Annotated in this window: 16 protein-coding genes and 2 pseudogenes; 6 read left to right on the top strand and 12 right to left on the bottom strand. The window is 58.6% G+C overall.

The genetic code is table 11. The annotated features are described in order from the left end of the window. Nucleotides 1-17: 17 nt before the first annotated feature. Both EPYR_RS15770 and EPYR_RS15765 read left to right on the top strand, forming a co-directional pair. Nucleotides 18-416, top strand: coding sequence for a helix-turn-helix domain-containing protein (locus EPYR_RS15770; protein ID WP_012667452.1), 399 nt, complete (start codon nt 18-20; stop codon nt 414-416). Between the two features lie 74 nt (nt 417-490). Next, entirely contained in the window at nt 491-793 is a 303-nt protein-coding gene (locus EPYR_RS15765; RefSeq protein WP_012667453.1) for a SymE family type I addiction module toxin, read from the top strand. Between the two features lie 64 nt (nt 794-857). On the opposite strand, the gene EPYR_RS15760 is transcribed toward EPYR_RS15765, so the two are convergent. The 5 genes and pseudogenes from EPYR_RS15760 to EPYR_RS15745 all read right to left on the bottom strand — a co-directional run bounded on the left by EPYR_RS15760 (nt 858) and on the right by EPYR_RS15745 (nt 6,381). Further along, the gene (locus EPYR_RS15760; protein WP_012667454.1) at nt 858-1,127 is read right to left on the bottom strand and encodes a hypothetical protein; all 270 of its coding nucleotides are present in this window, start codon (nt 1,125-1,127) and stop codon (nt 858-860) included. Between the two features lie 14 nt (nt 1,128-1,141). Further along, nucleotides 1,142-1,645: pseudogene (locus EPYR_RS18670) on the bottom strand (RHS repeat-associated core domain-containing protein); the annotation flags it as partial. A 161-nt stretch (nt 1,646-1,806) separates the two neighbouring features. Beyond that, nucleotides 1,807-2,208: a hypothetical protein gene (locus EPYR_RS20890; RefSeq protein WP_197525171.1), complete on the bottom strand. Its 402-nt coding sequence runs from the start codon at nt 2,206-2,208 to the stop codon at nt 1,807-1,809. Between the two features lie 246 nt (nt 2,209-2,454). Beyond that, a complete protein-coding gene (gene xerC / locus EPYR_RS15750) occupies nt 2,455-3,525 on the bottom strand; it encodes a site-specific tyrosine recombinase XerC (protein WP_012667450.1) in 1,071 nt (356 codons plus the stop codon). Between the two features lie 171 nt (nt 3,526-3,696). Further along, nucleotides 3,697-6,381, bottom strand: coding sequence for a CHC2 zinc finger domain-containing protein (locus EPYR_RS15745; RefSeq protein ID WP_014539498.1), 2,685 nt, complete (start codon nt 6,379-6,381; stop codon nt 3,697-3,699). 98 nt (nt 6,382-6,479) lie between these two features. On the opposite strand from EPYR_RS15745, the gene EPYR_RS15740 reads away from it, so the two are divergent. Both EPYR_RS15740 and EPYR_RS15735 read left to right on the top strand, forming a co-directional pair. Further along, on the top strand, nt 6,480-6,878 hold the full coding sequence (locus EPYR_RS15740) for a helix-turn-helix domain-containing protein (RefSeq protein ID WP_012667452.1): 399 nt from the start codon (nt 6,480-6,482) through the stop codon (nt 6,876-6,878). A 74-nt stretch (nt 6,879-6,952) separates the two neighbouring features. Continuing rightward, on the top strand, nt 6,953-7,255 hold the full coding sequence (locus EPYR_RS15735) for a SymE family type I addiction module toxin (RefSeq protein WP_012667453.1): 303 nt from the start codon (nt 6,953-6,955) through the stop codon (nt 7,253-7,255). Nucleotides 7,256-7,319: 64 nt separating this feature from the next. Here EPYR_RS15735 and EPYR_RS15730 read toward each other — a convergent pair whose 3' ends face one another. The 5 genes and pseudogenes from EPYR_RS15730 to metC form a co-directional block, all read right to left on the bottom strand. Beyond that, nucleotides 7,320-7,589, bottom strand: a complete 270-nt coding sequence (locus tag EPYR_RS15730; RefSeq protein ID WP_012667454.1) for a hypothetical protein — start codon at nt 7,587-7,589, stop codon at nt 7,320-7,322. Between the two features lie 412 nt (nt 7,590-8,001). Next, nucleotides 8,002-11,890 (bottom strand): annotated as a pseudogene (locus tag EPYR_RS15725) (RHS repeat-associated core domain-containing protein); the annotation flags it as partial. 12 nt (nt 11,891-11,902) lie between these two features. Then, the gene (locus EPYR_RS15720) at nt 11,903-12,352 is read right to left on the bottom strand and encodes a DcrB-related protein (RefSeq protein WP_012669369.1); all 450 of its coding nucleotides are present in this window, start codon (nt 12,350-12,352) and stop codon (nt 11,903-11,905) included. Between the two features lie 136 nt (nt 12,353-12,488). After that, nucleotides 12,489-13,145: a DedA family protein gene (locus EPYR_RS15715; RefSeq protein ID WP_012669368.1), complete on the bottom strand. Its 657-nt coding sequence runs from the start codon at nt 13,143-13,145 to the stop codon at nt 12,489-12,491. 150 nt (nt 13,146-13,295) lie between these two features. After that, a complete protein-coding gene (gene metC / locus EPYR_RS15710; RefSeq protein ID WP_012669367.1) occupies nt 13,296-14,489 on the bottom strand; it encodes a cystathionine beta-lyase in 1,194 nt (397 codons plus the stop codon). A gap of 244 nt (nt 14,490-14,733) precedes the next feature. Between metC and exbB the strand changes: the two genes are divergently transcribed. Together exbB and exbD are read left to right on the top strand one after the other, a co-directional pair. Further along, on the top strand, nt 14,734-15,468 hold the full coding sequence (gene exbB, locus EPYR_RS15705) for a tol-pal system-associated acyl-CoA thioesterase (RefSeq protein ID WP_012669366.1): 735 nt from the start codon (nt 14,734-14,736) through the stop codon (nt 15,466-15,468). A gap of 5 nt (nt 15,469-15,473) precedes the next feature. Beyond that, nucleotides 15,474-15,896, top strand: a complete 423-nt coding sequence (gene exbD, locus EPYR_RS15700) for a TonB system transport protein ExbD (protein ID WP_012669365.1) — start codon at nt 15,474-15,476, stop codon at nt 15,894-15,896. 55 nt (nt 15,897-15,951) lie between these two features. Here exbD and tcuC read toward each other — a convergent pair whose 3' ends face one another. Next, the gene (gene tcuC, locus EPYR_RS15695; RefSeq protein ID WP_012669364.1) at nt 15,952-17,271 is read right to left on the bottom strand and encodes an MFS transporter; all 1,320 of its coding nucleotides are present in this window, start codon (nt 17,269-17,271) and stop codon (nt 15,952-15,954) included. 450 nt (nt 17,272-17,721) lie between these two features. Continuing rightward, nucleotides 17,722-18,615, bottom strand: a complete 894-nt coding sequence (locus EPYR_RS15690) for an SDR family oxidoreductase (RefSeq protein WP_012669363.1) — start codon at nt 18,613-18,615, stop codon at nt 17,722-17,724. Nucleotides 18,616-18,816 lie beyond the last annotated feature (201 nt).

The following is an 18,816-nucleotide window of genomic DNA, read 5'->3' as shown; positions in this document are numbered from 1 at the left end:
TTAAAAGGGCGTTTATCATGTGGGGCAAAGAACTTAACTGGTTTTGTGTATCCATGACTGATTTCGGTAAGCGTCTCGCTGCCCTGCGCAAAGAACGGCAGCTAACACAGATAGAACTGGCTAATTTGCTGGATATCCAGCCCCGTATGCTGGGGCGCTGGGAGCAAGGACAGGTTAAGCCACAGTTTGATTACATCATTAAGTTGGCTCAATTTCTTGAGGTCAGCACTGACTATATGCTTTTAGGAGAAGAAGATACGGCAGCACCCGTTTTTGATATTAAAAACAAGCGGTTAAAAGAGTTGTGTAAACAGGTTGATGGGTTAAAAACGGAAGATCAGGACATGATTTGTCATTTTCTGGATATGGCAATCACACAAGAGAAAGTCAGACAAGCGATCAAGCTAACACGCTGATATTTAACGCGACTGCTACAGGAGGCAACCTGTAACAGCCGCTAACCATAAGCAACTAAACGAGGTAGTTAATCATGGCTGAGCATGATTCTAAGTCAGAACGGGGAATTTCCAAAATGCAGCGGCGCGTTACCGTCGGCTACCGCCCGAAGGGCGGCGAACGCGATACGCCACAGGTCAGCATCACGGGCAAGTGGCTGGCGGAGGCGGGATTTGCGGTGGGAACCGGCGTCAGCCTGACGGTGCTGGACGGCTGTCTGCTGCTGATCCCCGACAGCCGCGAGGAGAGGCGGCTGCGGGCAATGGAGCAGCAGCTGAAGGCACAGCAGCAGGAGCTGGAACAGACTAAGCAGCGAATGATCGCCATGCTGGCGTGAAGGGTGGCTGAAGGTAAAAAGCCGGAAGGATCTGTGGGGATCGCTTCCGGCTTTAATTTAATCCTTAGTTGGTATCCAAATAATTATCTACAGATTTTTCTATTTTGTCTAAAACATCTGTTATTGGATTAAGATAATCGCTATACATTTCCGCATAGCGACGAGCAAAGCCTCTTAATGGATTATTGACCAGATCATTACCCAACACTTTTCCCTTCAATTTTTTTAAATCATCAATAAATACTTTTAAACCGCTTTTACCTTCACTATTCATTGAAGCCTCTACATAATTAGAGGCTTTATCAATTTCAGACAAAAGTTCATTTTTATCCACAATTTAAATTCCTGTTATAAAAATCTGACATCACTTATCCAACTTGTAGGATAGCCATGTGGTAACAATATTTGGTCAGCCCCTCCCTGGAGTTTTGCACCAGAGAGCATAACTTGCTGTTCAACCTTGCCGACCTGAAGGATTGTTCCTTTAGGTACAGTAATAGTAGCTTCAAACTGTCGCGTATTTTTCCATTCTGGTAAAAGTGCCGAATCAATTTTGGCTTGTATTTTATTCAACGCTGGTGATGTACTAACAAATGATCCGTCTATTTTCGCATTACCACCGAACACACGATATAAATTCACTTCATCAGTTGTTCTTACCGTTTTATATTCGCCATTCTTGAAAGAATCTTTAATCCAATCAGGTAAATTAGCCTTATCGACTTCTTTATATTTTCCTTCCAGTGCACACTTACTTAACCCCAGCGGATCAACCCACCCATACGGATTCGGCGCATAAGCATACAGGTTCATCCCTCCCGCCAGCCCCACCGGGTCTTGGGCGCTATCCCGACGGCATCGTACTTTTAAGGCGTCCTCAACCCGCGTGATGACTGGCTCCGGCAGACGGGCAATGCACTTTTTCAGCCGCCGCGTAACCCCGAGACCCCGACGCGCCTTTTTGCCCGCGCACGCTACCGCCAGGCCGTGGCGTCTGCGCCTGCACCGCTGCATCATACCAGCGCTTTACGCTGCTGCAACGCCAGGTAAGGACGGTCATTATCAGGGCGGGTGGACGCGGTGCAGCTCGCTGCGCCGTGGACGGCCGTCTGCCGGGCGCGGGCTGGCGAAGCCCGCAGGCGCTGCGGCGCTCCGGGGCGCGGAAGGTTGAGGGGGCGGTGGTTTTGCATGGCAACACGGACAGGGGCGGGTAGCGGAAGCTGGCCGGAACGGGAACGAGCAAGGAGGAACGACTGCGAGCCGTTACGGACAGACGCAGCCGGGCGGGCATAAAGCCCTGCAAGCGGAGGCCGACAGGCCGACAACTGCCAGGGGGTTGACTGATGGCAACGCCACAGCCAGCGCCGCCAGGGATGGCGGCCCCACCTGATGTACAACGCGGGGGCGCAAGACATAACGTGGATTGTGCGAACCCGAGCCGCCGCGCCCGTGCTGCCCCGCCGCCCGCCGCGAGGGTGCGCATAATCCCCCACGTTATGTTGAACGGACGGAAGCCGGGAACCGGCTCACGGAGAGATGCGCCGCTGAAGCCCGGCGCACGGCCGTTTACCCCCGCGCACGCTGAACGTGATGAAGGCAGATCGCACCAGGGAGGGTGCGCTCTGCCGGACTCCACAACCTGCGGCCTGACAGGATTTGAGCTACCTCTGCTGACCGTCCGGCGACTCCGCTGTAACCTCCGGCGCGGTGTTCTCCGGCTCCGCGCTGTCCGGCTGCTCCGCTAACTTCTCCGTACGCCGCTTCTCCGCCGGATGCGTGTGAGCATGAACCTTCTGCAAGTGACCGATGGCCACCCGNGTATAGATCTGCGTGGTCTCCAGCTTCTCATGCCCCAGTATTGCCTGGATATGCCGCGTATCTGCCCCGTTCTCCAGCATCTGTGTCGCCATCGAGTGGCGGAAGATATGACAGGCTCCCGCCTTTTTCAGGTGCGCACCCTCACGGATGGCACGGCCCGCCATCGCCGTTAAGGTGCTGCGCCCCAGCCCCGTTCCCTTATGGCTGATAAACAGATGTCCGCTGTCGAACCGCTGCGCCAGCCGTGGCCGCACGTCCTTCAGATAGCGCCCCAGCCATATCAGCGCCGTGTGACCGACCGGAACAACCCGATCCCTGCCGCCCTTGCCGCGCCGCACGTTCACCACGCCGCGCACCGCGTCCACATCCGACAGCAGCAGGTTCGCCAGCTCCGTACGCCTGATCCCCGTACTCCACAACAGTTCGAGGATGGCACGATTACGCAACCCCGGCGGCGTGCCCGCGTCCAGGCTCTGCAACACCCGCCGTGTTTCCGCCTCGCTGAACACCTGCGCCGGAAGCCGCCGCTCCTCCTTTGGCAGCGCCAGCAGTTCAGCCGGGTTATACAGGATATGGTGCCGTTGCAGCAGCCAGCGCAGCAGCATCCTTATCGCCGATAACAGGTGCCGCTGCCCGTTTACCGCCAGCAGTGTTCCATCCGCCTTACGGTAGCCGCGAAGATAACGCTGATAGCTTTCCAGCACCGCCAGGCTTACCTGGGGCGCGTACCTTATCCCGCGCGGTTCGCACCAGGCCAGGAACGCCAGCACCCGTTCGCGGTATCCCTGCACCGTGCGCGGGCTGCGTCCGGCGGCGGCAAGGTGCGCCAGCCAGCTTTCTGCCAGCCGGCGCAGCGTCTGACCCTGCCGGCTGATATGGCTTTCTGTTGCGGTGGGGGGATTCGGTCTGGTCATGGCGGCACGTCCTGCGAAGTGGATTGACGATACGATTTTGGCTTGATGGCCGGAACAGTGCTTTTTGCCCCTCCCCGACCGGTTTGGCGTTCAGCCCATGCGTGGTGCGGCCTGAAGCCGTTTTTCCCCACCCGACCGACCGCCGACCGCTGCCCGACCGGAGGCCGACCGTCAGGCTTCTGACCCCGACCGGAGGTGATCGTACTGTGGGTCGATCAGCCCGCACAGGTGCGCCCCGTCCCCGTCTTCCCCGTCGAACAGCAGTTCGTACAGGAACGTCAGACCACGCCGGTGCAGCAGCAGATACTCCATTTCAACCAGCCGCGCCAGGTGGATTTTCAGCTGCGTATCCCCCCAGCGCAGTGCGTCACGCAGCATCCTGCGCGTGAACAACCATTCGTTACGCGGCTGGCCGCACTCCCTTATCCACTCCTGGATCAGCATCAGCAGCCTGCGCGTCTGCGGCGGCATCTCGTCCAGCGTGCGCCCGAGGATCTCATGCGCCAGACGGTTCGCCAGCGCGATGTCTTCCCGCGTCACCTCGATATAGGCCAGCGCTTCGCCGCGATGCGTGACCGTCTTGACCTCGCGCTGGTACTGGTGCAGCAGCGCCACGCTTTGGATCAGCGTCAGATACTTCATATGGTCGCGCCGCGTGCGGGTTTTGTCTGACATAAACGTCAGTCGCGAGGCGTACGGATTAACCACCTTCAGCGGCCTGATCAGCCGCTGCGCGTTCTGGTGCAGCCGCGTGACGTGCGCCTTTTCACTGGTCATCAGCAGTCCTTCCAGCGTCTGCCCGTGGCGCTGCATCGCGTGGATCGCCTCCGTCTGCTCCCGACTTTCGTTCACCGTCAGCACCAGGCAGCGGTTCAGCAGCTCCTCGTCCACGTCGATNGCGGTGGTGGTGAGCATCAGCATCACCGGGCCTTTGACCCTGTACTGCTTCGTCACCAGGTTCCCGGTGGCATCATCCTTGCCGGTGCTGGCGATGGTCAGTTCACCGTCTGACTGCAACAGCTTCAGCGCGTACGCCGCCTGGCGTACCCCTTCTTCTTCCGCTATCGCCAGGATCTTGTGTTGCAGGTTGCTTTCCCCGAGGTAGAACAGGCTCTGTCCGGTCATCGCCGAGTACTGCATCCGCTCCTCTTCCGGCATCAGCCCCAGCACCGCATCCATCAGCGACGACTTGCCAGCCGCCGATGACGACTGGATCAGCACCGCCAGCGGTCGTTCCAGCCTGCGCGAGGTCGCCGCCAGGTAGGCGGCCAGCAGATTGGTGGATTCGCCGACCACGCCACAGGCGGCCAGATCGTCGGTGATTCTGCCACTAAGGTCGGGATCGTTAAGCAGCGCCAGCGCCGCCGCCCGTTCGGCCTCCGTCAGTTCCGGCGCTGTCTCTTCCGGCTGCGGGGCCAGGTTCTCCAGCGCCAGCAGCACTTTTCCCAGCGAACGCCGCACGTCGTCTTCTGCCAGCCCCAGTTCCGTCGCCGCCTGGCGCACGTAACCGCCCCGGCTGCGGGCGCTGATCAGATCCAGCGAGTCGGCGAACGCCGCGCCGCTTTCCCGATCCAGCACCTGAAGGCTGAGCTTCATCACCGCCGCGCCCGGCTTCACCTGAGCCAGCCCGCGCACCCGCCAGCGCTGCGCCCCGAGGCCGATCGTTACTTCGCCTGCCTCACCGCGCTCGACGATAACGCCGGGATCTGAAGGGCTGGCGGCTAAAGCAGGGAGGGTTTCAGGCACAACCATTTCAGGCACCGTCACCGCATCGCGCATCGGCTGCGCCGACCCGGCCAGCAGCCCGAACTCCTGTTCCGGCTCCGCCACCCGGCACAGATAACCGTTGGCGTCCATTCCGGCGGGGAACACGATGCGGAACGTGTCGATCTGCATGGCCGCCAGCTCCGCCGCCAGTCTGACCGCCGCCGCGTTGCCCGCCGCATCGTTATCAAAGGCGATCAGCACCTGTTTTATTTCATGCTGCGCAAAGGCCCGGCGGTGATCGTCGGTAAAGCCATTCACCCCGTACGCCGCCGTCACGTTGCGCTGCCCGGCCACCCAGAACGACATGGCGTCGATCAGCGATTCGCACAGGATCACCGACTTTGANCCGATCAGCGCCTGCTCGTTCCACACCCCGCCGTGCTGCCCCGGCAGATAGAGATGGGCGGGCATGCCGCGCTGCGGCTTGTCGATTTTGCGCCCGTAGACCTCGCGGATCCGGCCGTGCAGATCGGCCACCGGCACCACCAGACAGCCGGTAAAGTGCTCGTGACCGCTTTCACGCATGATGCCCAGTGCCTGAAGCCGCGCGCGGATCGCCGCGCCGTCCTTCAGCTTCTTTGGCGGCAGACGGTAGGCCAGCGTGCGGTTAGCGAAGCCCGGGCGGAACTGCGCCACTAATTCAGGATAGTTAAGGCGGCGCTTCTCAAGGTAAGCGAGGGCCTCCGGCGCGTTCAGCAGCGTCTGGTGATAAAACGCGGTTACCCGCTCCAGCAGCGCCTGCCGCCCGGCTTCGTCGTCGGCGAACACGTCCGGCTGTGCGACCAGCGGCACCAGCGCCGGGTTTTCCCCCAGCTCCGCCCGCAGCCGCTCCACCGCCTTACGCAGACTGAGNTTTTCACTGTGCATCAGCCAGTCCAGCACCGAACCGCCCGCGTCACAGCCGAAGCAGTGATACAGGTTTTTCGCCGGGGAGATGACACAGGAGGGCGTTTTTTCATCGTGGAACGGGCACAGCGNCACCAGATCCTTACCGCGCTTAAACAGCTGCCGCCCCTGCGCCTGCACCACGGCGGCTAAAGAGACGGCGGCTTTCAGGTGCTGTAATTCCGTTTCTGCGATGCGTGCCATGCCACATTCCTCTAAAAAATACGTCAAGGTCATTATTGACCTATAATATACGAGTCAATATAATTCCTTCAAGGGCTAATTTTAAAAGGGCGTTTATCATGTGGGGCAAAGAACTTAACTGGTTTTGTGTATCCATGACTGATTTCGGTAAGCGTCTCGCTGCCCTGCGCAAAGAACGGCAGCTAACACAGATAGAACTGGCTAATTTGCTGGATATCCAGCCCCGTATGCTGGGGCGCTGGGAGCAAGGACAGGTTAAGCCACAGTTTGATTACATCATTAAGTTGGCTCAATTTCTTGAGGTCAGCACTGACTATATGCTTTTAGGAGAAGAAGATACGGCAGCACCCGTTTTTGATATTAAAAACAAGCGGTTAAAAGAGTTGTGTAAACAGGTTGATGGGTTAAAAACGGAAGATCAGGACATGATTTGTCATTTTCTGGATATGGCAATCACACAAGAGAAAGTCAGACAAGCGATCAAGCTAACACGCTGATATTTAACGCGACTGCTACAGGAGGCAACCTGTAACAGCCGCTAACCATAAGCAACTAAACGAGGTAGTTAATCATGGCTGAGCATGATTCTAAGTCAGAACGGGGAATTTCCAAAATGCAGCGGCGCGTTACCGTCGGCTACCGCCCGAAGGGCGGCGAACGCGATACGCCACAGGTCAGCATCACGGGCAAGTGGCTGGCGGAGGCGGGATTTGCGGTGGGAACCGGCGTCAGCCTGACGGTGCTGGACGGCTGTCTGCTGCTGATCCCCGACAGCCGCGAGGAGAGGCGGCTGCGGGCAATGGAGCAGCAGCTGAAGGCACAGCAGCAGGAGCTGGAACAGACTAAGCAGCGAATGATCGCCATGCTGGCGTGAAGGGTGGCTGAAGGTAAAAAGCCGGAAGGATCTGTGGGGATCGCTTCCGGCTTTAATTTAATCCTTAGTTGGTATCCAAATAATTATCTACAGATTTTTCTATTTTGTCTAAAACATCTGTTATTGGATTAAGATAATCGCTATACATTTCCGCATAGCGACGAGCAAAGCCTCTTAATGGATTATTGACCAGATCATTACCCAACACTTTTCCCTTCAATTTTTTTAAATCATCAATAAATACTTTTAAACCGCTTTTACCTTCACTATTCATTGAAGCCTCTACATAATTAGAGGCTTTATCAATTTCAGACAAAAGTTCATTTTTATCCACAATTTAAATTCCTGTTATAAAAATCTGACATCACTTATCCAACTTGTAGGATAGCCATGTGGTAACAATATTTGGTCAGCCCCTCCCTGGAGTTTTGCACCAGAGAGCATAACTTGCTGTTCAACCTTGCCGACCTGAAGGATTGTTCCTTTAGGTACAGTAATAGTAGCTTCAAACTGTCGCGTATTTTTCCATTCTGGTAAAAGTGCCGAATCAATTTTGGCTTGTATTTTATTCAACGCTGGTGATGTACTAACAAATGATCCGTCTATTTTCGCATTACCACCGAACACACGATATAAATTCACTTCATCAGTTGTTCTTACCGTTTTATATTCGCCATTCTTGAAAGAATCTTTAATCCAATCAGGTAAATTAGCCTTATCGACTTCTTTATATTTTCCTTCCAGTGCACACTTACTTAACCCCAGCGGATCAACCCACCCATACGGATTCGGCGCATAAGCATACAGGTTCATCCCTCCCGCCAGCCCCACCGGGTCCTGGGTCGTGAATCTTCCTACATCAGGCTCGTAGTAACGGAACAGATTATAGTGCAGTCCGCTCTCGTTGTCCTGGTACTGCCCGGCGTAGCGCAGCGGCTGGTCATAGACCGGCCCGGTGCGCTGTGCTGCCCCGGCGACCGTCTGGCCCAGCAGTTTGCCGAAGGTGTCGTAGTGTCCCGACCAGCGCAGATTGCCCTCTGCGTCGGTGACCTCCAGCGGCGCGCTGTTGAGGTCGGCGTTCAGCCAGTAAATATCGGCCTGCTCAGCGTCACCCGCCTGTTCGATGGCCGCCAGCGGCGTCCACGGGCTGGCCGGGTCGTAGCTCCAGGTGCGGCGCGTGCCGTTGCCGCGCTGCTCCTGCAGCAGCCGGTAGCCCTGCCACAGGAAGCGCGTGGTCTGCGGCGCTTTAGCCGCGAAGGTGACCTCCTTGCGGCTGCGCCTGCCCAGCGCGTCATAGTGATACCGCGCGCTGAATTCGCCCTGCGGACCGAAGCCGCGCGCGCGTATCAGGCGGTTGTCGGCGTCGTAGGTGTAATGCTGTTCGTTGACGCCGTGGCGGCGGCTGACCAGATTGCCCCAGACGTCGTAGCGGTAGAACAGCCGCTGCCAGTGCGGCAGGCGGTTGCTGCTCAGCGGCGGCGGCGGCGGCTGTTCCGGGTCGTCGTGCGGGCTTTGCCCGCCCAGCAGGTTATCGGCGGCGTCATACAGCAGCCGGTTGCCAACCCTGCCGGACTTCAGCTCGCGGTGCTGCAACAGCCGGCCTTCGGCGTCGTAGCCGTAGTGCACCTCGCCGCGCAGCGCATCGCTGACGCCCGCCAGCTCGCCGCGCCCGGTATAGCGGAACGCCCGCCACAGAATACCGTCCTCCGGCCGGGTTATCTTCCCGTCACTGAAGGCGCTGCTCTGCCAGCTGCGCCTGCCCAGCGCATCGTAGCGCCGCTGCTGGTGCAGCGCGCCCTGGCTGCGCCCGGTTTCGCGGTGCAGGCGGTCACGGGTAAATTCACTGACCCGCTGCCGGTTGAACTTCAGCGCGCTGACGTGGCCGGAGCCGTAGTGCAGCCACTGCAGGCTGTCGCCCTGCGGCAGCGTCAGCGCCTGCAGGTTAGNCAGCGCGTCCCACTGGTAGTGCAGCCCGCCGTTCACGCCGCGCTCGCACAGCAGGTTGCCCGCCCGGTCGTACTGCAGCTCAATGCGGTCCGCTTCAATCCCCGCCTCCGCCCCGGCGGCGGTGGGGGTACGCGTGAGCCGGCTCAGCCTGCCGGCGGCATCGTAGTGATACTGCCATTCGGCGCTGTCGTTGCCGCGCCATGCCGGGCGACCCGCCCCGTCAAAGCGGAAGCGGTGCAGGCGGTGCGCGGGCGGCGCAAGGCTGTTCTGCGGGCCGGTTTCCCGGTGTTCGGCCAGCTGGCCGTCCGGGCCGTAGCGGTACAGGTGGTCGGTGTTGTCCGGACGCCGTTCGGCGGTGATGCGCCCGGCGGCATCGTGGCTGAAGTGATACTCGCCGCCGTTGCCGTTCTCCAGCCGCGTCAGCCAGCCGCGCGGGTTGTAGTGCCAGTTTCGCGTGCGGTTGATGCGGTCGGTGATGCTGACCGGCTGGCCCAGCAGGTTGTAGCGCCAGTGCGTCTCGCTGCCGGGCGGATCCTGATGCCGCACCAGCTGCCCGCGTTCGTTCCAGGTGAAATGCTCTTCGCTGCCGTCCGCGTGGTGCAGGGTGTGCAGGCGACCGGCGGCATCCCGGCGGTAGCGGGTCACGTTGCCTTCCGCATCGGTACGGTCGGTGAGCTGGCCGAAAACGTCATAGCCATAGGCGGTGACGCTGCCGGAACAGTCGGTATGGCGCGTCAGCAGCCCCCGGCCGTTCCACTCAAGCTGCACCACGCCGCCGGAGGCNTCGGTGATGCGCGCCGGCAGGCTCTCTTCTTCGTCCGGGTAGTGGTAAAGCGTGGTGTTTTCTGCCGCGTCAGTCTGTTTAATCAGGCGCCCCTGGCGGTCCCATGACCGGCTCTCGCGGCTGCCGTCGGGGTGGGTGACACAGACCAGCCGGTCGCTGTTACGCTGGTACTGGTAAAGGGTTTTGCGCCCGGTCGGGTCGGTTTCGCTCAGCAGTCGCCCGTAGCGGTCCCACTCGCTCTGACGCTGGCCGCCGTCCGGCAGCAGCACGCTGCACAGCTCGCCGCGGGCGTAGACAAACGCCAGCCGGCGGCCGTCAAAGTCGGTGAACTGCGCCACGCTGTCGTCGTCGTCCAGCTGCCACCACGCCTGCATGCCGTCGTCGCGCACCGCCCGGCGCGTGCCGCCGCTAAAGTCGTAGTGCAGCGCCAGCTCTTCCCCGGCGCTGTGCCGCCAGCCGGTGACGCGCGGCAGGCCGTCAATCTCCTGCCACAGATATTCGTTCAGCAGCCCGTTGGCATCCTCGTGGCTGGCCATCAGCCCGTCGCGCCAGCTGAAGCGGCGCGTCACCTCGCCGGCGCGGTTGCGCACGGTGACAAGCTGCCCCTCGTCGTCATAATCGTAGCTGACCAGCGTGCACTCCCCGTCCGGGGTGTGCAGCAGCACCGCGCTCAGGCGGTCATGCCCGGCGGCGCGGGTCAGATAGCGGCAGCTCAGGCGCTGACCGGCGCTGTCCACCAGTTCGCTCAGCCGTCCCTGCTCATCGTAAAACAGCGAGGTGGCGTTNCCGCCGGCGTCCGTCAGCATGTGCAGCCGGGCGGGATGCTTACCCTCGGGCGGCGGATAGTGCCAGACCTGTTCACTGACGTCGGACACCTGCCAGCTGCCGTCGGCATTGTGCATCAGCCAGCATTTTTCCGCTTCGCACCAGCTTTTGCGGCCGCGTGGCACCATCGGGAACGGGACAAAGTCACCGGACGGCGCGCGCCACACCAGGCCGTCATCATAATGCTGCAGGCGGCTTTCCCAGAACAGGCTCCAGCCGCGCCCCAGCACGCTTTCCGCCGGGTTGCCGCTGCGCCAGTAGCGCTGCCATTCGACCGGCAGACGTGAGGGCAGCACGAAGTCCAGCTCGTCGTCGCCGGAGAGAAANTTCTGCCCGCTGATGATATCCACCGGGCGGGCGATGATGCCCGCTGCGGCGCTGGCGGTCATCAGGGTGCCGAAGCGGCAGGCCACCTGCGCAAGCTTACTGATGCCGGGCAGCCTGCTCAGCAGTTTACCCAGCCTGCCAGCCTTACCGGCCGCGCCGCCGGCACCGCCGAGCAGCCCGGTAAACAGCAGCGTCAGGTCAGAGGCCTTGNAGGCCCACTCCGGCACTTCGGGTTTTATCGCCAGCGTGGTGGCGGTGCCGCCGCCGATGTGCACGTTGGGCGAGCCGGCCATCACCGTGGCACCGCAGTTGGTTTTGTCGCCGACGCGGGAAGCGGGCTGGCCGTTGATAAACACCCGGTCGGAGCCTTGCGCCATCTGCATCGACGGCCCGTCCTTATCGCAGCCCGCCTGGCTGACCGTGGCGATGGCCGCCGGTTTGCCGTTGATAAACACGTCCGGCGAGCCGGTCAGTATCTGCCCCGAAGCGGACAGGCTGGCTGCCCCGGCGGCGGCCATGCCGTCGCGCGCCGCCGTGGCCGCCTCCCCGGTGAGATAACCCACCGCCAGGCTGGCACCCATCAGCAGCACGCCAACGCCGAGACAGGCCGAGGCCAGCCCGGCGACAAACAGCGCACCGGCGGCCACGGCACCGGCGGCGGCAATCAGCCCGCCGACAATCGTACCGCCGATCATCCCGGCCAGCGCGGAGGAATGGCCGGTGGCATCGCCAACGCGTGCGGCTTCACTCATGATAAATTCCTTTTATTCCTGGCGGATATCCACAGGCTGACGGTAGCTTGCCAGCACCTGTTGCAACAGGGCTTCATCCTGCGGCGACGGCTTACGCGGCTGCGCCAGGGTAAACACCAGTACGCGCCCTTCCGCCAGCGCAAANACCGCCTGGCGCTGCCAGATTCGCTGGCCGTCGCGCAGATAGCTGGCCGACACGCTTTCGCCGGGCAGCTGTTCCCCGCCCAGCGTCGCCGGTTCGCGCCCCTTCAGCACCCAGCCTTTCAGGCTGGCGGACAGGGTGGCAAGCTGGCGGGTGATGTAGTCCGCCACGGCTTCACCGGGATGTAGCGTGTCGCGCGAGATATTGAGGGAGGGGGACGCATCGTCGCCGGCCAGCAGCACGTTAACGGTGCGGTCGCTGTAGCCTTCCGGCAGCGTCACGCTGCCTTCCGTGAAGGTACAACGGGAAAAATCGGGCATGGCCTGCATCCTTTTGATTAACCGGGTTTAAGCATCGCATAAGACAGGCGCAAATAAAATCCATCGTTCGGTTTTGAGCAAAAAAACGGCTGACAAAACAGATGAGAAAGCCGGTTTCCCGGCTTCAGATTGCTGTTCACCTGGCCTTTTTACTGCGAACCACCACCGCAATACTGCCGATCAGTCCGATGGACAGCATCACCAGCGGCAGCGCCATTAAACAGGCCATCATCTGATCTTCATGGCGTTTGATAAACGGCACCTGGCTAATGGCATAGCCCAGGCTCACCAGAATCGCCACCCACAGCAATCCGCTTAGCCAGTTGAACAGCTGAAAACGACCATTTCTCAGGCCGGAAATCCCGGCAAGCGTAGGCAGAATGGTACGCACAAAGGCCAGAAAGCGCCCAAGCAGCAGAGCCACCAAACCGTGACGAGTAAAAAGATGCCATGCGCGCTGGTGGTACTGTTCGGGCAGATGGAACAGCCAGCTTTTAACCAGCCGGGTGTTACCCAACCAGCGCCCCTGTAAATAGCCCAGCCAACAGCCCAGACTGGCCGCCACGGTCAGGATAATCATGGTGGGGATAAAGTTCATTACCCCTTTGGCGACCATTGCCCCGGCTAGCAGCAGCAGGCTATCGCCCGGTAAAAAGGCCGCCGGAAGCAGACCATTTTCCAACAGCAACGTCAGAAACATCACCCCGTAAACCAGCCAAATCACCTTCGGGTTGGCCAGTGCGGCAAAGTCCTGATGCCATAGCGCCTTGACGATTTCGTAAAGTACATCCATTAGTTATCCCGTTTATCCAGTCGCTTCGATCCCGGTTTTTGCGGCAGTATCGCCCCTAAGCTTGCCTATTCTAACGTCATTGCGCGCAAAAGCTTTGATCAAAGGCCCGGTGACGGTAAGGTTGTCGCGTTCTGATGAGATGTTAATGCATTATTGACGCAGACGTTCGAAACCCGCGCGTAAATCGTCAATCAAATCCTCCACGTTTTCCAGTCCGATATGTAAACGCACCAGCGTTCCGCTAAAATCAATCACGCTGCCGGGGCGAATTGCCGCCAGTTCTTCTGGCTGACTGGCAAGGATCAGCGACTCATAGCCTCCCCAGGAGTAAGCCATGCTAAAATGGCTAAAATGATCGAGATAGTGCGCCAGCTGCATATCGCTGAGTTTTTCCGTTAAGACAAACGAGAACAGGCCGCTGCTGCCGGTAAAGTCACGCAGCCAGAACGCGTGGCCTTTGCACTGCGGTAAGGCCGGATGGTTGACCACGGCCACTTCGGGGCGGGCTGCCAGCCACTGCGCCACGCGAAGGGCACTCTGCTCGTGCTGGCGCAGACGTACCGCCAGGGTGCGCAGGCCACGGCTGGTCATATAAGCGGTATCGGCATCGACCATTTGGCCCATCAGATAGGAATTTTCCCGCAGCTGTGGCCAACAGCGCGCGTTGGCTACTGCGGTGCCGATCATCGCATCGGAGTGGCCGATCAGATACTTTGTCCCGGCCTGAATCGAAATATCGATACCGAAATCCAGTGCACGGAACAGAATTCCTGCCCCCCAGGTGTTATCCATCATAATGATCGCTTCGGGCGCTTTGCTGCGCACGGCCGCGACGATGGCAGGCACATCCTGCACTTCCATGGTGATCGAAGACGGAGACTCAAGGAAAATCACCCGCGTGTTCGGCTGCACTTTTTCGGCAATATCGCACCCTGAGCCGCTATCAAACCAGGTGGTGGTCACATTCATCTTGCTGAGAATTTTCGTGCAGAAGTCCTGGGTGGGTTCATACACGCCGCCGCTCATCAGCACGTTATCTCCGGCTGACACAAAGGCGAGAATGGCATTGGCAACCGCCGCTGCCCCACAGGGATAAAGCGCGCAGCCCGCCCCGCCTTCCAGTTCAGTCATCGCTTCCTGCAACGAAAAGTGGGTCAGGGTACCACGGCGGCCGTAGAACAGTTCGCCGTCTGCCCGCCCGGCAGCCGCACGTTTCTTGTCGGCTACGCTGTCAAATACCAGTGAGGAAGCCCGTTGGATAACCGGGTTAACCGATCCTTGTGTATAACGTTTACCGCGTCCGGCACCGATGAGCGCCGTTTCAATTTTCTTTTTGCTGGTCATGGAAGTCCTGTGTGGTTTGCTGCCCTGGTTCAACGTTAACACGCCAGCCGTCACGACGAAATTAAGCCGGGGGATAAGTGATAAAAATTCACTCTGCTTGCCGGCGCGATCGCGAGGGGCAAAAAGTGTAAAAAACGTCCTGTTTAAGGTAAATAGTAATGAGACACACTATCAATTCCCGGCTGTTTTGATATCATTCGCACTGGATTTTTTTGGGTCAGCAATAGGACCTTGGAGACGCAGCGTGACAAATGATTTGATGCAGATGGATCTCTCCGTCTGGGGCATGTACCAGCATGCAGACATCGTGGTAAAAGCGGTGATGATTGGGCTTCTGTTGGCATCGGTTGCCACCTGGGCGATTTTTTTCAGCAAAAGTATCGAATTACGCAGCGCGCGCAAGCGTCTTAAGCGCGAGCAGCTCTTGCTGGCTGATGCGCGTTCGCTGGATGAAGCATCGCAGATCGGCGGTGATTTTCAGAGCCAGAGCCTGAGCATCCTGCTGATTAAAGAAGCGGAAAACGAGCTGGAGCTTTCCGCCGGTTCTGATGACAACAACGGCATTAAAGAGCGCACCGCTTTCCGCCTTGAGCGCCGGGTGGCGGCCATTGGCCGTCACCCGGGGCGCGGTAACGGTTTCCTCGCCACCATCGGTTCGATAGCGCCCTTCGTTGGCCTGTTCGGCACCGTATGGGGCATTATGAATAGCTTTATCGGTATTGCCCAAACCCAGACGACGAATCTGGCCGTTGTCGCTCCCGGTATTGCCGAAGCGCTGCTGGCCACCGCTATTGGTCTGGTTGCGGCCATTCCTGCGGTGGTTATCTACAACGTATTTGCCCGCGCGATCGGTAGCTACAAAGCCTCACTGGGCGATGTTGCCGCTCAGGTTCTGCTGCTACAGAGCCGCGATCTGGATCTGGCTTCCAGCGAAGGTGCTCATCGCGTTCAGCCAGCTCAGAAGCTGCGAGTAGGTTAATCATTATGGCAATGCGTTTAGACGAAGAGCTTGATAGCAACGGTGAAATGCACGAAATCAACGTGACGCCGTTTATCGACGTGATGCTGGTGCTACTGATTATCTTTATGGTCGCCGCGCCGCTGGCTACCGTTGATGTGCGTGTCGATCTGCCTGCTTCTACCAGTGCGCCGCAGCCGCGCCCGGAAAAACCGGTTTACCTGTCGATTAAAGCCGACAAGCAGCTGTTTATTGGCAATGATGCGGTAAGCGAAGAGACGCTGATCGATACCCTGATACAGCAAACCGAAGGCAAGAAAGACACCACCATTTTCTTCCAGGCTGATAAGTCGGTGGAGTATGAAACGCTAATGAACGTAATGGATAAACTGCGCCAGGCCGGATATTTGAAGATTGGTTTGATGGGCATGGAAGCCGCCGGGAAATAAGCTGGCGGCGGGTGCTTCAGCGATCAAGGGCGGACCACGGGTCCGCCCTTGATCGTTATAGCTGAATCGCCGGCTCAATCAGACGACGCGCCTGATACTGCTTCACCAGCCGCTTAATAATCAGCGTACCCATCAGGCCGCATACGGCGGCGAAAGAGAGCCACACGCCCGGCATCGCGTTATCCCCCGTAATATGGATCAGATAGCTGCATACTGCCGGGGTGAAGCCGCCAAACAGTGCCGTCGCCAGACTGTAAGCCAGCGAGAATCCGGTAGCGCGCACTTCTGCCGGCATCACCTCTGCCAGGTAGACCACCATCGCCCCGTTGTAACTGCCGTACAGGAAAGAGAGCCACAGTTCGGCCTCCAGCAGGTGCGCCAGGCTCGGCGAGCCGACCAGCCAGTGCAGTACCGGCCATGCTGTAGCGATCATCAGCACGGTAAACAGCAACAGCAGCGGACGGCGGCCAAAACGATCGGACAGTGAACCCATTACCGGCAACCAGAACAGGTTAGAGACGCCTACGCACAAGGTCACCAGGAAGCTCTGTTTATCGCCGATCATCAGCACGGTTTTTCCAAAGGTCGGCGTGTAGGCGGTGATCATATAGAACATCACGGTGGTGGTGACCACCATCAGCATGCCGGCCAGAACCAGCGCCCAGTTGCGAGCGACCGAGTGAACAATCTGGCGCATGGACGGATGGTGCTTGCGCTGGCTGAACGCTTCCGTCTCTTCCAGCATGCGGCGGATCCAGAACAGAAATGGCACAATCATACAGCCAACGACGAACGGGATGCGCCAGCCCCAGTCGGTCACTTCACCTTTATCCAGCAGGTGGTTCAGCATCAGACCGAGCAGTGCGGCAAAGATAACCGCAATCTGCTGGCTGGCGGACTGCCAGCTAACGTAGAAACCTTTCTTCCCCTTCGGCGCAATCTCTGACAGATATACTGACACGCCGCCCAACTCGACCCCGGCCGAGAAACCCTGTAACAGGCGACCCAACAAGATCATAATCGGTGCCGCCATACCGAGCGTGTTGTAACCGGGCGTGAGCGCGATGGACAATGTGCCAAGCGCCATCAATCCGAGGGTCAGTAACAGGCCTTTGCGCCGTCCGTGCCTGTCGATGTAAGAGCCAAGGATAATGGCCCCCAGCGGACGCATCAGAAAGCCGGCACCAAAGGTCATTAGCGTCAGCATCAATGAGGCGAAGGGGTCATCACCGGGAAAAAAGGTTTTGGCAATGGCAGTGGCGTAATAGCCAAATACCATAAAATCATACATTTCGAGGAAGTTACCGCTGGTAACGTTGAAGATACGTCTGGCTCCGCTTTGAGTTGAGGCGGGGTGGCTTGTATGAGAGGACATTAATTTTTCCTTGTGTTTTTCACCGTTTTAGCCTGCCAGAGGAGGTTTTAATGTGATGATGGTCACTTTTTGATACGCTAAAAAACACATATTTGTAACAATAAAATAACAAAATCATGCAGGCGGCCATTTGACGATGCACTATGTTTGCCAGAGCCTGCGGGCCGTTGGCCTGTGAGGATGATACTGATAATGGCCGTACCCCAAGCCAGGCGTCGGCGATCGCTGCCGCAGCTAGGGATGGGTTGCGCGTGTTGGATGACCGGAGGATATGACCAGCGGCGTTAAGCAGCTGGCCGGAAATGAGTCATAGCGGGGAGCGAGCGCTACCCGCTGTGGTACGTTGGCACCCTCTGTTTTCATCCCCATAGAACCGGTGCTGAACATAGGGTCAGCACCGGTTCTATGGGGATGCGGGTGGTTTTCTGCCCGCCTTAAAGTCAGCGCTGCTTAGCCCAGGTGATTACCGCCCGTCACGCCGTGAACCTCGGCGGTGACATAGCTGGACTCCTGAGAAGCCAGATAAACATACACGCCAGCCAGCTCTGCCGGTTGACCTGCACGTTTCAGCGGCGTCTGCTGACCGAATGTCGGAATAGCGTCCTCAGGCTGTCCACCGCATATCTGCAACGGCGTCCAGATGGGACCCGGTGCTACGCAGTTTGCACGGATGCCTTTTTCCGCAACCTGTTTTGCCAACGCCCGGGTGTAGGTAAGAATAGCCGCCTTGGTGGAGGCATAATCCAGCAGGTTAGGGCTGGGTTGGTAAGCCTGAATCGATGATGTGGTAATGATGTTGGCACCGGCAGGCAAAAGGGGGATCGCCGCCTGGGTCATCCAGTGCAGGGCAAATACGTTGGTTTCATAGGTTTTGCGGAACTGCTCGCTGCTCAGGTCGGCAATATCTTCTACCGCAACCTGTTTCCCGGCGACCAGGGCCAGAATATCCAACCCGCCCAGCGCTTTGTGGGCATCTGCCACCAGCTTTTTACTGAAGGCTTCGTTACTGATATCACCCGGCAACAGCACGGCTTTACGCCCGGCCTGCTCGACCAGTTTTGCTACTTCTTCCGCATCCTGCTGCTCGTCTGGCAGATAGGAGAGGGCGACATCTGCGCCTTCTCGTGCATAGGCAATCGCCGCCGCCCGGCCGATACCTGAGTCAGCCCCGGTTACCAGCGCTTTACGATCCTGCAAGCGTCCGCTACCGCGATAAGTCTTTTCACCGCAGTCCGGTACCGGACGCATTTCAGCCTGAACGCCGGGTGCAGGCTGGTGCTGTTTGGGGAAGTCAGTTGCTGGATACTGAGTAAGGGGATTCTGCATTTTATATTGGTCCGTCATGGTTCCTCCAGCTGTTTATGAACAATTTCTTTTACCTTTCTAAGCCTGGCAGACTGAGGTGATGCGTCCAGTAATAGCGCCATTTTTATTCTATTCCATTGAAAATAATATGAAAATGTGATGTTGCCAAATGCGATAAGATATAAAGAAATATGAATGTTTGCGTGGAGGGCTTTTAAACTGCTGCGTCAGAGATAAACC

The organism is Erwinia pyrifoliae DSM 12163, from assembly GCF_000026985.1.
Classification (GTDB): Bacteria; Pseudomonadota; Gammaproteobacteria; order Enterobacterales; family Enterobacteriaceae; genus Erwinia; species Erwinia pyrifoliae.
Note: the sequence above shows the minus strand (reverse complement) of the source record. Positions and strands in the feature narration are given on the sequence as shown.

What these genes read in the sequence shown, in the direction of transcription:
- EPYR_RS15770 (WP_012667452.1), top strand. Translation starts at nt 18, where the DNA reads ATGTGGGGCAAAGAACTTAACTGGTTTTGTGTATCCATGACTGATTTC.
- EPYR_RS15765 (WP_012667453.1), top strand. Translation starts at nt 491, where the DNA reads ATGGCTGAGCATGATTCTAAGTCAGAACGGGGAATTTCCAAAATGCAG.
- EPYR_RS20890 (WP_197525171.1), bottom strand. Translation starts at nt 2,208, where the DNA reads ATGTCTTGCGCCCCCGCGTTGTACATCAGGTGGGGCCGCCATCCCTGG.
- EPYR_RS15740 (WP_012667452.1), top strand. Translation starts at nt 6,480, where the DNA reads ATGTGGGGCAAAGAACTTAACTGGTTTTGTGTATCCATGACTGATTTC.
- EPYR_RS15735 (WP_012667453.1), top strand. Translation starts at nt 6,953, where the DNA reads ATGGCTGAGCATGATTCTAAGTCAGAACGGGGAATTTCCAAAATGCAG.
- EPYR_RS15715 (WP_012669368.1), bottom strand. Translation starts at nt 13,145, where the DNA reads ATGGATGTACTTTACGAAATCGTCAAGGCGCTATGGCATCAGGACTTT.
- metC (WP_012669367.1), bottom strand. Translation starts at nt 14,489, where the DNA reads ATGACCAGCAAAAAGAAAATTGAAACGGCGCTCATCGGTGCCGGACGC.
- exbD (WP_012669365.1), top strand. Translation starts at nt 15,474, where the DNA reads ATGGCAATGCGTTTAGACGAAGAGCTTGATAGCAACGGTGAAATGCAC.
- tcuC (WP_012669364.1), bottom strand. Translation starts at nt 17,271, where the DNA reads ATGTCCTCTCATACAAGCCACCCCGCCTCAACTCAAAGCGGAGCCAGA.
- EPYR_RS15690 (WP_012669363.1), bottom strand. Translation starts at nt 18,615, where the DNA reads ATGACGGACCAATATAAAATGCAGAATCCCCTTACTCAGTATCCAGCA.